This is a genomic window from Streptomyces termitum, assembly GCF_014650175.1.
Classification (GTDB): domain Bacteria; phylum Actinomycetota; class Actinomycetes; order Streptomycetales; family Streptomycetaceae; genus Streptomyces; species Streptomyces termitum.
In genome coordinates this window covers 129,952-141,923 of the sequence record NZ_BMUL01000012.1, presented here as the reverse complement: position 1 = coordinate 141,923, position 11,972 = coordinate 129,952, and the positions used below count along the sequence as shown (strand labels likewise).

9 protein-coding genes are annotated in these 11,972 nt (G+C 74.5%); 6 read left to right on the top strand and 3 right to left on the bottom strand.

The features are described from left to right. Positions 1–195: 195 nt before the first annotated feature. Positions 196–2,535 carry a SulP family inorganic anion transporter gene (locus IE219_RS22485; RefSeq protein WP_189980306.1) on the bottom strand — a complete coding sequence of 780 codons (2,340 nt, stop codon included), beginning with the start codon at positions 2,533–2,535 and terminating at the stop codon, positions 196–198. Positions 2,536–2,882: 347 nt separating this feature from the next. Between IE219_RS22485 and IE219_RS22480 the strand changes: the two genes are divergently transcribed. After that, positions 2,883–4,181, top strand: coding sequence for a polysaccharide deacetylase family protein (locus IE219_RS22480; RefSeq protein ID WP_189980304.1), 1,299 nt, complete (start codon positions 2,883–2,885; stop codon positions 4,179–4,181). A gap of 155 nt (positions 4,182–4,336) precedes the next feature. On the opposite strand, the gene IE219_RS22475 is transcribed toward IE219_RS22480, so the two are convergent. Further along, positions 4,337–5,323 (bottom strand): ATP-binding protein, encoded by a 987-nt coding sequence (locus tag IE219_RS22475; RefSeq protein WP_189980302.1) that lies wholly within the window; start codon positions 5,321–5,323, stop codon positions 4,337–4,339. A 102-nt stretch (positions 5,324–5,425) separates the two neighbouring features. Between IE219_RS22475 and IE219_RS22470 the strand changes: the two genes are divergently transcribed. After that, positions 5,426–6,244 carry a Fic family protein gene (locus tag IE219_RS22470; RefSeq protein WP_189980300.1) on the top strand — a complete coding sequence of 273 codons (819 nt, stop codon included), beginning with the start codon at positions 5,426–5,428 and terminating at the stop codon, positions 6,242–6,244. Positions 6,245–6,589: 345 nt separating this feature from the next. Here IE219_RS22470 and IE219_RS22465 read toward each other — a convergent pair whose 3' ends face one another. Further along, the gene (locus tag IE219_RS22465; protein ID WP_189980298.1) at positions 6,590–7,450 is read right to left on the bottom strand and encodes an HAD family hydrolase; all 861 of its coding nucleotides are present in this window, start codon (positions 7,448–7,450) and stop codon (positions 6,590–6,592) included. A 450-nt stretch (positions 7,451–7,900) separates the two neighbouring features. Here IE219_RS22465 and ssd point away from each other — a divergent pair, with 450 nt between their 5' ends. Genes ssd through IE219_RS22445 form a run of 4 tightly spaced genes read left to right on the top strand, consistent with a single transcriptional unit; the run spans position 7,901 to position 11,928 of the window. Beyond that, entirely contained in the window at positions 7,901–9,031 is a 1,131-nt protein-coding gene (gene ssd / locus IE219_RS22460; protein ID WP_189980297.1) for a septum site-determining protein Ssd, read from the top strand. Beyond that, a complete protein-coding gene (locus IE219_RS22455; protein WP_229849940.1) occupies positions 9,028–10,248 on the top strand; it encodes a TadA family conjugal transfer-associated ATPase in 1,221 nt (406 codons plus the stop codon). The genes ssd and IE219_RS22455 overlap by 4 nt, the downstream gene beginning before the upstream one ends. After that, entirely contained in the window at positions 10,245–11,123 is an 879-nt protein-coding gene (locus tag IE219_RS22450; protein ID WP_229849939.1) for a type II secretion system F family protein, read from the top strand. Before IE219_RS22455 ends, IE219_RS22450 begins: the two co-directional genes overlap by 4 nt. Further along, entirely contained in the window at positions 11,113–11,928 is an 816-nt protein-coding gene (locus IE219_RS22445; protein ID WP_189980295.1) for a type II secretion system F family protein, read from the top strand. The genes IE219_RS22450 and IE219_RS22445 overlap by 11 nt, the downstream gene beginning before the upstream one ends. Positions 11,929–11,972: the final 44 nt, after the last annotated feature.

Below are 11,972 nucleotides of genomic sequence, written 5' to 3'. Positions count from 1 at the left end.
GGTTCAGGACGCGCGGACCGGCCCCCTCGGAAACCCCCTCGCCCACGGGGCGGGGGAGGGCGGGAACGAGGGCCGGACGCGGGGCGAGGGCAGAGCCGGGGGAGGGGGCGTGGGAGGAGGTCGGGTATGGGTTCGGAGGGTGGCCGGGACCGGGAGCCCGTACGGGAACGGCCTCCCGGCCCCACCGGCGCCGGTTCAGGAGGCGCGGGCGACGGCCACCGAGGGCGGGACGCCGTGGAAGACGTCGTCGTACTCGCGCACCTCGTCCGCGTCCGACAGCAGGTACGCCTGCGCCTCGCCCACGTGGAAGTACATCCCGTGCAGGGTCAGGCTGCCGTCCGCGAGCCGCCGCGCCACCGACTCGTACGCCCGCAGGTGCTCCAGCTGCTGCACCACGTTGGTCAGGCAGAGCTGCTCGATCTCGTCCGCCGGCAGCCGCCCGGAGATCCGGGCCCAGGCGTGCCGACGGCTCGCCATCCGCTCCAGGCTCGGCAGACCGTGCCGAAGCCAGCGGCGCAGCGGGGTCGCCGGTTCGGCCGGACCGGCGCTCAGCAGGGCCTGCATCGCGCCGCAGCCGGAGTGGCCGCACACGGTGATGGACTGCACCCGCAGCACCTCCACCGCGTACTCGATCGCCGCCGCCACCGAGTCGTCGCCGCTCTCCTCGCCGGGCAGCGGCACCAGATTGCCGACGTTGCGCACGGTGAAGAGGTCGCCGGGACCACTGGCGGTGATCATGCTGGTGACCAGCCGGGAGTCGGCGCAGGTGAGGAAGAGCTGCGAGGGCCGCTGCCCCTCCCGGGCCAGCCGCGCCAGCTCGTCCCGGACCAGCGGGGCGGTGTTCCGCTGGAACGTGCCGATGCCGTGCGCCAGCTGATGGGCCGTCGGCCTTCCGGCCGAGGGCGCGGGCGCGGCGGTCGGCCGCTCACCGCACCGGTGGTTGCGCCAGGGCGTCCAGGGGTGGCAGCACGGATGCGGGGAGCCGTCCGCCGAGGGGGTCCGCGCCGGTGCGGCGGGCCCCTCCGAGGGGCCGGTCGTCTCGACGCTGCCGCCGTGGGCCAGGTGACCGGCCGTCCAGTCGTTCAGCGCCTCGTAGGCGGCGTGGTCCATGAACGAGCCGTCCAGCTCCACCGTCACCGCCGACCCCGCGGGGATCTGGTGCAGAGCCCGGCTCAGCCGGGGCACCGCGAGGAAGGTCAACTGGCCTCTGACTCTGAGCACTTGGCGCCCGTCCCGCTCCTCCCGGGTGATCCGGGTGCGGGCCAGCCGGTGCAGCGCCACCGCGACCGCGACGGCGATGCCGAGGACGACGCCCTCCAGGAGGCCGATCAGCACGACCCCGGCCAGCGTCACCGCGTAGACGACGACCTCGCGGTGGCGGGTGACGGTGCGGATGTGCGTGATGCTCACCATCTGCACGCCGACCACCATGACCAGCGCGGCGAGCGCGGCCAGCGGGATCAGGTCGAGCACGGGCACGAGCAGCAGCGCGGCCAGCACGATCCACAGGCCGTGGAGCATCGTGGAGGCCCGGCTGACCGCTCCCGCCGACACGTTGGCCACGCTGCGGACCGCGACCCCGGCGACCGGCAGGCCGCCGAGCGCCCCGGAGACCACGTTGGCCGCGCCCTGGCCGGCGAGTTCGCGGTCCAGGTTCGAGCGCGGGACGCCCCGGCCCCGGTCCGGGCGCGCCGCGACGAGCTTGTCGACGGCCACCGCCGACAGCAGCGACTGCACGCTGGTGACCAGGGTGATGGTCAGGACACCGGCGGCGATCCCGAGGACCGGCCCGTCGGGCAGCCCCGGCAGCGCGTGACTGCTCCAGGAGGGCAGGTCCACCCGGGGCACGGTCAGCCCGGTGATCACCGCGAAGAGCGTCGCGCCGCTTACGGCGACGAGGGCCGCAGGGGCCTTTCTCGCGAACCCGCCCACACGGCCCGGCAGTCGGGGCCAGGCCAGCAGGATCCCGATGGTCAGGGCGCTGATGGTGAGCGAGGCGGGCCGGGCGTGCAGCAGCTCGGAGGGGAGTCCGAGGGCGTTGTCCACGGCGGAGATGCGGGGGGTGCCGCCGAGGACGATGTGGAGCTGGGCCAGGGCGATGGTGACGCCGATGCCGGCCAGCATGCCGTGCACGATCGCGGGGGAGACCGCGAGGGCCGAGCGGGCCACCCGGAGGGCCGCCAGGGCGAGTTGGGCGAGTCCGGCGAGGACCGTGATGGCGCAGGTGGTGCGCCAGCCGTACCGCTGGATCAGTTCGGCGGTGACGACGGTGAGGCCGGCGGCCGGTCCGCTCACCTGGAGCGGGGAGCCTCCGAGCCGGCCGGCGACGAGGCCGCCGACCGCTGCGGCGACCAGACCGGCCTGGAGCGGGGCTCCGGTGGCGAGGGCGATGCCGAGCGAGAGCGGCAGCGCGATGAGGAAGACGGCGGCCGACGCGGAGACGTCCACGCCGGCGGGGAGTCGGGGGAGGCGCGGCTCCTTCGGCGGGCTGTGGGGCCGGTGGACCCGTGGCCGGGTCGGGGTGAAGAGGGTCATGCGTTTCTCCTCCTTGATCGGCTGTGATCGAACGCGAGAGCGAGAGGGGGGAGAGCGTGGCCGAGGCGGGGCCACCGAGGGTGGCCGGGGGCGCGGTCGACGGCACGCACGGTGACGTTTCCCGTGGCCGGGCGGCAACGCTGGGTAAATGGAGCGTAATGGAGTGTAAAGACTCCGGCATTATTTTCAGGGCAAATAGGGCAACAGTTCACCGGTTCCGGTGATTGGGGGTTCCCGCACCGCTTGTCGTTTCATCGTTCCGGTCGCTGTGGTGCGACGTTGACGCCGCTCGTAACTCCCAGCCCGTACCCGTGCTCCCCGTGCCCGGAGAAGAGAGAGGTGGGCGGATGTCAGCCGCCGCGAGAGGAATCACGTTCCGCAGGAAGACGCTGGCCGCCGGCGCGCTGACCGTCGCCCTGGTCACCGGCCTGTCCGGCTGCGCGGGCTCCGGCCCCGACACGGACGCCGCCCAGGGCGCCGGAGGCGCCGGTGCCGCCGCCAAGAAGGGCCCCGCCGCCGCCCCCGCCAACCCGGTCCGCCTGATCGGCGACGGCTCCACCGCCTACACGGGCGCCCAGCCGCACCAGCCGGCCTGGAAGAAGCTGAAGGCGGGCGAGGCCCCGCCGCAGTTCGTCGTCTTCTCCTGGGACGGCGCCGGCGAGGACAGCCAGAAGCTCTTCTCCCACTTCCGGAAGGTCGGCAAGAAGTACGACGCGACCATGACGTACTTCCTCAGCGGCGTGTACCTCCTCCCGGAGGAGAAGCGGGCGATGTACGACCCGCCGCAGCACTCCGCCGGCCGCTCCGACATCGGCTTCAACGATGCTCAGGGCATCCGTGACACCGTCCGCGAACTGCGCGGCGCCTGGCTCGACGGCAACGAGGTCGGCACCCACTTCAACGGCCACTTCTGCGGCGCCGACGGCGGCGTCGGCACCTGGTCCGTGGACGAGTGGAAGAGCGAGATCCGCCAGGCCAAGTCCTTCGTCAAGAACTGGAAGACCAACGCCGGCCTGCGCACCGAGCAGCCGCTCCCCTTCGACTACGACAAGGAACTCGTCGGCGCCCGAACCCCGTGCCTGGAGGGCCGGAAGAACTTCGTGCAGGCCGCCTCCGAACTGGGCTTCCGCTATGACACCAGCGGCGTCAACGACCAGATCTGGCCCAAGAAGGACCACGGCCTCTGGGACCTGTCCATGCAGCTCGTCCCGGTCCCGGGCCGCGCCTTCCAGACCCTGTCCATGGACTACAACTTCCTGGTCAACCAGTCGCCCGGCACCACCCAGGGCGACCCCGACATGCGGACCTACTGGGGCGACCAGATGCGCGACGGCCTCGTCCAGGCCTTCGAGCGCTCCTACCGGGGCAACCGGGCGCCGCTCATCATCGGCAACCACTTCGAGTCCTGGAACGGCGGCACCTACATGCGCGCCGTCGAGGAGACCATCGCCACGGTCTGCGTCCAGAAGGACGTCAAGTGCGTCTCCTTCCGCCAGCTCGCGGACTGGCTCGACGCCCAGGACCCGGCCGTCGTCGCCAAGATGCGCACGCTCAAGGTCGGCGAGGCCCCGGCGGGCGGCTGGTCCTCCTTCCTCGCGGCTCCGGCCGCCGCCCCCGCCCCGAAGCAGCCCACCACCCAGAAGTAGCCCACCACCCGGAAGTAGGCCCCCGGGCCCCGCTGCCGCGAACCGTCACCGCCGGCCCCCCGACCGGCGGTGACGGCGCGCCCCGCCCCCGCGCCCCGAGGGGGTGGGGCCGGACGGGACTGAGGCGGGACACGGGGCGCGGGATGCGGGACGCGTCAGTGGGCGTTTCCGGCGACGGTCGGCTCGCCGAGGACGAAGCCGGGGTCGACCTGGGCCGCCAGGTCCGCCCCGGTCTTCTCGTTCCCCCAGCTCTCCGCGTTGCGCAGGTGGAAGTGGACCATCTGGCTGGTGTACCGCTCCCAGTCGCGGTTCCGGTACGACGCGTCCGCCGCCGTCCGGAGGGTCCGCAGGGCCTCGTGGTTCTCCGGCTCCAGCAGGTCGAAGCGCGGCGGCCGGCCCTTCTCCATCGCGCGGACCCAGTCCGAGTGCCCCACCGTGACGAGCAGGTCCTCGCCGACCTCCTCCCGCAGGAAGTCCAGGTCGTCCGGGCCCTGCACCTTGTTCCCGACGACCTTCAGGGCGACGCCGAAGTCCCGCGCGTACTCCTTGTACTGGCGGTAGACCGACACGCCCTTCCGGGTCGGCTCGGCGACCAGGAAGGTCATGTCGAAGCGGGTGAACATGCCCGACGCGAAGGAGTCGGAACCCGCCGTCATGTCGACGACCACGTACTCGTCGGCCCCGTCCACCAGGTGGTTCAGGCACAGCTCCACCGCGCCGACCTTCGAGTGGTAGCAGGCCACACCGAGGTCCGCCTCGGTGAACGGACCGGTCGCCATCAGCCGGATCTCGCCCGCGTCGAGCCGGACGGTCCGGGCGCACGCCTCGTAGACCGGGTTCTCCTCGCGGACCCGCAGCAGCCGCGAGCCCTCCCCGGGCGGCGTGGTCTTGATCATCGTCTCGGCGGAGGAGATCCGGGGATTGCTGCCGCGCAGGTACTCCTTGATGAGCGGCAGGTGCGCACCCATCGCGGGCAGTGCGCCCGCCTCCGCCTCGGTGAGGCCGAGCGCGGCGCCCAGGTGCTGGTTGATGTCCGCGTCGACGGCGACGACCGGCGACTCGGTGGCGGCGAGGTGGCGGACGAAGAGCGAGGACAGCGTCGTCTTGCCGCTGCCGCCCTTCCCGACGAAAGCGATCTTCATATTCACCTAGCGTAGCCGCTCGAATGCGATGCGTGGTCGAGATGTATGAAGAAGACCACTCCATCGTGGGGCGGACCCCGGGGGCGCGTAGCCTCCCTACTTATGAGTACGCACGCTTCTGACCCCTTGGCCGCCCTCGGCTCCCTGCCGGGCGTCGCCGATGCGGTGGACTCCGTACGCAAGGCCGTCGACCGGGTCTACGGTCACCGCGTGATGCGCCGCCGCAGCAACGAGATCTCCTCCGAGGCCGCGCTCCGCGGGGCCCGGGGATCGGCGGCCCTGTCCGGTGCCGACTGGGCCCTGGAGGAGGTCCGCCGCCGGACCGACTTCGGCGCGGACCCCGAGGCACGCGTCGTCGGCGCCTCCCTCCGCCTGAGCGCGGAGGCGGGTCAACTGCTCTCCATCTGGCGCCAGTCGCCGCTCCGGGTGCTCGCCCGGCTGCACCTGGTCGCGGCCGGGGAGCAGGACCCCACGGTGGGCCGCCCCCGCCAGGTCGGAGAGGCGGTCACCGAGCCGCTGGTCGAGGTGCCCCTGCCCGCCCCCGACGAGGTCGCCGCCCGGCTCGACGGACTCGCGGAACTGGTCGTCGCCGGCAGCGAGGCCCCGGCCCTGGTGACGTCCGCCGTGGTGCACGGCGAACTCCTCGCCCTGCGGCCCTTCACCTCGTACAACGGGCTCGTCGCCCGAGCCGCGGAGCGGATCGTGCTGGAGGGCAGCGGCCTCGACCCGAAGGGCGTCTGCCCCGCCGAGGTCGGCCACGCGGAACAGGGCCGGGCCGCCTATCTGGCCGCCTTCGAGGGCTATCTCTCCGGCACCCCGGAGGGCGTCGGGGCGTGGATCGCCCACTGCGGGCGCTCGGTGGAGCTGGGTGTCCGGGAGTCGACGGCGGTCTGCGAGGCGCTCCAGCGCGGCGCCGCCTGAGGCCAGTCCCGCCGCGCGGCGGGACCTCCCTCACATGGGTTGCGGCGGTACCGGAACCGGTACCGCCGCCGACACGCCCACCCAGTTACCAAGCGTCCTCGATATGTGCCCATCAGGCGGGGTGCTTTGCCCTTCGCCTGGTGCGGCTGGCCCGTAATCGACGGGTCGACGTCGCGTGGGTGCCGGGTTTCTGTGCGTCAGGTCCGTGGGGCCTTCATGCTCAACAGGTGATCCTCTCGGATGTCCCAGGTCTCGCGGGCCTGCTTCCTTTCTACTCCTGTCCGACAGGAAGCGAAAGTGGTGGCTCCGCTTCCTGTCGGATCCCCCTGTGTGAGGGGCGACTGTTCAGTTGAGAAGGGGCGAGCGGGCCGTGCCCGCCGCGGACCGGCGCCGCCGGGTGGCGTACCAGACGAGTCCGGCGGTGGCCGCCGCCGCTCCGACCGCCGCCGCGGCCACGAGCGCGGGCCGGGGCGGCATCCGGAAGGCGGGCAGCCGCTGCTTGAGCCGTACCGGTCGGCTGAAGACCAGCACCGGCCATTCCCGGGCGGTCGCCTCGCGGCGCAGCGTCCGGTCCGGGTTGACCGCGTACGGGTGGCCGACGGCCTCCAGCATGGGGAGGTCGGTCGCCGAGTCGCTGTAGGCGAAGCAGCGGGAGAGGTCGTACCCCTCCGACGCCGCCAGCTCCCGCACGGCCTCGGCCTTGGTCGGGCCGTAGGCGTAGTACTCCACCTCGCCGGTGAAGCAGCCGTCCTCTCCGACCACCATCCGGGTGGCGACGACCCGGTCCGCCCCCAGCATCTCCCCGATCGGCTCGACCACCTCGGCACCGGAGGTGGACACGATCACGACGTCGCGGCCGGCGGCGTGGTGGTCCTCGATGAGGGAGGCGGCCTCGTCGTAGATGATCGGGTCGATCAGGTCGTGCAGGGTCTCGGCGACGAGTTCCCTGACCTGGGCGACGTTCCAGCCTTTGCAGAGCGCGGAAAGGTATTCGCGCATCCGCTCCATCTGGTCGTGGTCGGCGCCGCCGACGAGGAACACGAACTGGATGTAGGCGGTCCGCAGGGCGGCGCGGCGGCTGATCAGACCGCCCCGGTAGAAGGACTTGCTGAAGGTCAGCGTCGAGGACTTCGCAATGACCGTCTTGTCCAGGTCAAAGAAGGCGGCTGTGCGCGGCAAGGAGTGGTTTTCCACAACGCTGAGCATAGGTGCCCGCCATTCGGCGTACGCTGGGGCGCGTGGGTTTGCCTGAGAAGGCTCTCGGGTACACCATGGAAGTCACGGATCGTTCGCGACCGTGCTAACCCGGCCCGGCTCCTCCCCCCCCGAGTCGGCCGGAAAGACGACCCCCGCTCTCCCCCCCGGCGGGGGTCGTCGCATGTCCGGGGGCGTTTTCTCGCGTCGAGCCATCGCTCGCTCTCCTCTCTCGCGGTGCCGCCGGTCCAGGTGCTCCCGGCCCGGCGGTCTTTCGATTCGTTACACACCGTAACCAGCAGGCTGCGTTCCGGGGAGCCCCTGGGAGAGTGGTCGAGTTATTCACAGGCGGTTACTTATCCACAGTTTTTCGGTGGTCTCCGCACGATTTCTCCGGTGGCCCCACCGTGAATCCCGTCGCGAAGTGCGCGGCCGACGGGAATCACGAGAGGGGTGTGCGCGATGCAGGAGCGGACGACCGCCCGCACGAACGGAGCGGAGCACGAGGACACGGCGCGGGAGACGGGGGAGGGGCGCGGGGCCGGCCCGCTGATCGTCACCGAGGACGTCGTCCTCCTCGACGACCTGCTGCGGCTGTGCGCCGCGGCCGGCGTCGAGCCCGAGGTGCACCACCGGGTGCCCGAGCGGCGGTCCGGCTGGACCGATCCCCCGCTCGTCCTCGTCGGGGAGGACGTGGCGGCCCACTGCCGGGGCGCCGCGCGCCGGCCCGGAGTCGTCCTCGTCGGGCGCGGGGACGACGACCCGGAGGTGTGGCGGCTCGCCGTCGCCCTCGGGGCGGACAGCGTCCTGCGGCTGCCCGAGGCCGAGGCCCTCGTCGTCGGCCGGATCGCCGACGCCGCCGAGGGAGCCGGCCGGACGGCCCTGACCGTCGGCGTCGTGGGTGGCCGGGGCGGGGCCGGCGCCTCCACCCTCGCCTGCGCGCTCGCGCTCGCCGCCGCCCGTACCGGCCGGCGGACCCTACTCGTCGACGGCGACCCCCTCGGCGGGGGACTCGACGTGCTGCTCGGCGCCGAACGCGAGAGGGGAAGGCGGTGGGGCGACTTCACCGCCTCGAAGGGACGGCTGGCCGGCGGGGCCCTGGAGGAGTCGCTGCCCGCCGCCCACGGGGTGCGGGTGCTCAGCTGGGGACGGGAACCGTCCGCCGCCGTGCCGCCCGATGCCGTCCGGTCCGTGCTCGCCGCCGCGCGCCGCCGGGGCGGAACCGTCGTGGTCGACCTGCCGAGGGCCCTCGACGCGGCCGGGACCGAAGCCCTGGCCCAGCTCGACCTCGGCCTCGTCGTCGTCCCCGGCGAACTGCGTGCGGTCACCGCCGCCCACCGCGTCGCCGCCACCCTCTCCCTGGTCGTGCCCGACCTGCGGGCCGTCGTCCGAGGACCGTACGCGACGGGGCTCGACGAACGCTGGGTCGCGGACGCCCTCCGGCTGCCGCTCGTCGGAGAACTCCCCTACGACCCCGGCATCGTGCCCGACCTGGACGCGGGCACCCCGCCGGGCGCCGACCCGCGCGGACCGCTCGGCCGCTTCTGCACCGCCTTCTGGGAGCGGGCGCTGCCCTCGGGAGACGCGGCATGACGGCGGCGGGCGGTACGGAGACCGCCGCGACGACCACCCTGCGGGGCACCCGCCCCGTGCTCCCGGCCGGCGGCGCCGGACTGCTCGACGCCGTACGGCAGCGGCTCGCGGCCAGCGGCGCCGAACCCACCCCGGCCAGGGTGGCGGCCGCCCTGCGGGCCCAGGGGCGGCTGCTCGGGGACGCCGAGGTGCTGGGAGCGGCCGAGGAACTGCGGTCCGAACTGACCGGCGCGGGGCCGCTGGAGACCCTCCTCGCCGACCCGGACGTCACCGACGTGCTGGTCTCCGCGCCCGACCGGGTGTGGGTGGACCGGGGCGCCGGTCTGGAGCGGGCCCCGGTGGTCTTCTCCGACGCGGCGGCCGTACGGCGGCTCGCCCAGCGGCTCGCGGCGGTCGCCGGCCGCCGGCTCGACGACGCCCGGCCGTGGGTGGACGCCCGGCTGCCCGACGGGACCCGTATGCACGCGGTCCTCCCGCCGGTCGCGGTCGGCTCCACCTGCCTGTCGCTGCGGGTGATGCGGCCCCGGGCCTTCACCCTGGAGGAGCTGACCGCCGCCGGGACGGTGCCGCCGGGCGGCGACGAGATCCTGCGGGCACTGATCGGCGCCCGGGTGTCCTACCTGGTCAGCGGCGGTACGGGGACGGGCAAGACGACGCTCCTCGCCGCCCTGCTCGGACTGGTCGGCGAGCGGGAGCGGATCGTCCTCGCCGAGGACTCCTCGGAGCTGCGCCCCGACCACCCCCACGTGGTGCGCCTGGAGGCCCGCCCGCCGAACCAGGAGGGGGCCGGGCTCGTCACCCTGCGGGACCTGGTCCGCCAGGCCCTGCGGATGCGGCCCGACCGGCTGGTCGTCGGCGAGGTCCGAGGCGGGGAGGCAGTTGACCTGCTGGCAGCCCTTAACACCGGTCACGAAGGCGGCTCGGGCACTCTTCACGCCAATACGGCGGCCGACGTCCCCGCCCGCCTCGAAGCGCTCGGCACCGCCGCGGGGCTCGACCGGGCGGCCCTGCACAGCCAGTTGGGCGCGGGGCTCTCCGCCGTGCTCCACCTGGTCCGGGACGCCGACGGACGACGGCGGATCGCCGAGGTCCACGTTCTGGAACGGGACCGGGACGGCCTGGTGCGTACCGTGCCCGCCCTCCGCTGGGCCCCCGAGGGATTCGCGCGGGAGCGGGGCTGGCCCCGGCTGAGCGCGCTCGTCGGCGGCGCGCGGTGACCGCCTCGCAGGCCACTGTGCTCTCCTCCCTGACCCTGCTCGGTCTCGGCATCCTGCTCGCCGTCGCGCGGGAGGTCCGGTGGCGCCGGGCGGTCCGGCGGGCCGGGGCACTGCTGCCCGGTGCCCGGCCCGGGTGTGGGGGCGCCGCCGCGCGGGCGCGCGCGATGCGCTGGTGGGCGGCGGCACGCGCGCGGCCCGAATGGCTCTGCCTGCCCGCGGCCGGGGCGGTCGCCCTGCTGGGCCGGTCGCCGCTGCCCCTGGTGGCCGGAGCCGTCGCGGTCCCGCTCGTACGGCGCCGACTGCGGGCGGCGCGGCGGCGCAAGGAGCGGGAGGCGCGGTCCGGGCGGGTGGTGGCCCTGTGCGAGACGGCCGCAGGCGAGCTGAGAGCCGGCCGGCAGCCCGGGGCGGCCCTCGCCCACGCGGCCCGCCGCACCGGTGCCCTCGGCCCCGAGGAGGTGCGGGTGCTCGCCGCGGTCGGCTTCGGCGGCGACGTTCCGCAGACCCTGCGGGCGGCGGCCCGCCGGGAGGGCGCGGAGGGGCTCGCGGGGCTGGCGGCCTGCTGGCAGGTGGCCGTGGACGGCGGCGCGGGGCTGGCGGCGGGACTGGACCGGCTGGAGGCGGCACTGCGCGAGCAGGACGAGCGGCGGGCCCACCTGCGGTCCGAACTGGCGGGCGCCTGGGCCACGGTGGGCGTGCTCGCGGCCCTCCCCCTAGCCGGGATCGGCATGGGCGCGGCCCTTGGTGCCGAACCGCTGCGGGTGTTGCTGCACACCCCGGCCGGAGGGGCCTGCCTGCTGGTCGGCGGCGTGCTGGAGGCGGCCGGGCTGTGGTGGGCCGCGCGGATCGTGCGGGGAGGTGCCGGGGATGCGGCGTGAGCTGATCCGTATGGTCCCGCTGCTGGTCCTGGGGTGCTGGCTGCTCGGCCGGGGCTGGTTCCGGCTGGTGCGGGGGCGCCGTGAGCGGGGCACCAGGCGGCGCCTCGGGGAGCTGCTGGGGGCGCCGGGAGGCGCGGTCGGGGCGAGGCGCCCGGCCGGTCGAGGGACGGGCCGGCTGCGGGTCGTCGGGGCGCGGCTCAGGGCCGTACCGACGCCTGTTCTGGCCTCGGTGGCCGGTGGGGCTCTCTGCGCGGGGGTCTTCGTCGGGCCCGCCGCGGCCCTCCTGACGGGCCTCGGCGGCTCCCTCGCCGCCCGGTGGTGGCTGCGGCGGTCCGGCGGCCGGACAGCGGCCGGGGAGGACCGGGAGGCGGCCGGCCAACTCCCGCTGGCGGCGGACCTCCTGGCGGCCTGTGCCTCGGCCGGGGCCGGGCCTGGAGCGGCGGCCGAGGCCGTGGGCCGGTCCCTGGGCGGACCGCTCGGCGGGCGGTTGCTGCGCACGGCCGCCGAACTGCGGCTCGGCGGCGAACCGGCCGAGGTGTGGCGGAGGTTCGGCGCGATACCGGGTGCCGAGGGGCTCGCCCGCTGCATGGAACGGGCCGGCGCCTCCGGGGCGCCCGCAGCGGAGGCGGTGGCCCGGCACGCGGCCGGACTGCGGGCGGCGAGCGCCCGCACCGCCGCCGCGCGGGCCCACCGGGCCCAGGTGCTGATCAGCGCCCCTGTGGGGCTGTGCTTCCTGCCCGCGTTCCTCGCGGTCGGAGTGGCCCCGGTGGTGATCGGCCTGGCGTCGGGCCTGCTGAACGGCTGAGGAGGCACCACGTGAAGGAAGACCGATTCGATGAAGGGAAAACG

What these genes read in the sequence shown, in the direction of transcription:
- IE219_RS22485 (WP_189980306.1), bottom strand. Translation starts at nt 2,535, where the DNA reads ATGACCCTCTTCACCCCGACCCGGCCACGGGTCCACCGGCCCCACAGC.
- IE219_RS22480 (WP_189980304.1), top strand. Translation starts at nt 2,883, where the DNA reads ATGTCAGCCGCCGCGAGAGGAATCACGTTCCGCAGGAAGACGCTGGCC.
- IE219_RS22475 (WP_189980302.1), bottom strand. Translation starts at nt 5,323, where the DNA reads ATGAAGATCGCTTTCGTCGGGAAGGGCGGCAGCGGCAAGACGACGCTG.
- IE219_RS22470 (WP_189980300.1), top strand. Translation starts at nt 5,426, where the DNA reads ATGAGTACGCACGCTTCTGACCCCTTGGCCGCCCTCGGCTCCCTGCCG.
- IE219_RS22465 (WP_189980298.1), bottom strand. Translation starts at nt 7,450, where the DNA reads ATGCTCAGCGTTGTGGAAAACCACTCCTTGCCGCGCACAGCCGCCTTC.
- ssd (WP_189980297.1), top strand. Translation starts at nt 7,901, where the DNA reads ATGCAGGAGCGGACGACCGCCCGCACGAACGGAGCGGAGCACGAGGAC.
- IE219_RS22455 (WP_229849940.1), top strand. Translation starts at nt 9,028, where the DNA reads ATGACGGCGGCGGGCGGTACGGAGACCGCCGCGACGACCACCCTGCGG.
- IE219_RS22445 (WP_189980295.1), top strand. Translation starts at nt 11,113, where the DNA reads ATGCGGCGTGAGCTGATCCGTATGGTCCCGCTGCTGGTCCTGGGGTGC.